Origin of the sequence: Paracoccus spongiarum (assembly GCF_030732095.1) — a bacterium.
Lineage (GTDB): Bacteria > Pseudomonadota > Alphaproteobacteria > Rhodobacterales > Rhodobacteraceae > Paracoccus > Paracoccus spongiarum.
This window is the reverse complement of sequence record NZ_JAVAMQ010000091.1, coordinates 1-268: the sequence shown is the minus strand read 5'-3', so window position 1 is coordinate 268 and position 268 is coordinate 1. Positions and strand designations below refer to the sequence as shown.

General features: G+C 67.2%; 1 pseudogene. It reads right to left on the bottom strand.

Annotation, left to right across the window (positions count from 1 at the left end):
* Window positions 1-268 (bottom strand): annotated as a pseudogene (locus Q5Y72_RS19830) (hypothetical protein); the annotation flags it as partial.

The following is a 268-nucleotide window of genomic DNA, read 5'->3' as shown; positions in this document are numbered from 1 at the left end:
TATTACCTCCGTCACCTCGATGCTCCGCAGCATGCCGCCCGCGATCAGCCCATCACGCACCCAGCCCAGCGCCAGCCACCAATGTTCGTAGTGGCGACGTGCGGCGGCGATCTGGTCCGGATGCGGCGAGAAGGTCACCGGGCAGGCGCGCAGTTCGACCGTCCGCCATTGGCCACGCGTCAGCACGCGGGTCGTGCCGACTGCGATGGTGATCGAGCGTTCGCCATGCTGGTTGCGCTTCATTTCGACCGGCACGCAGCGTGGCACG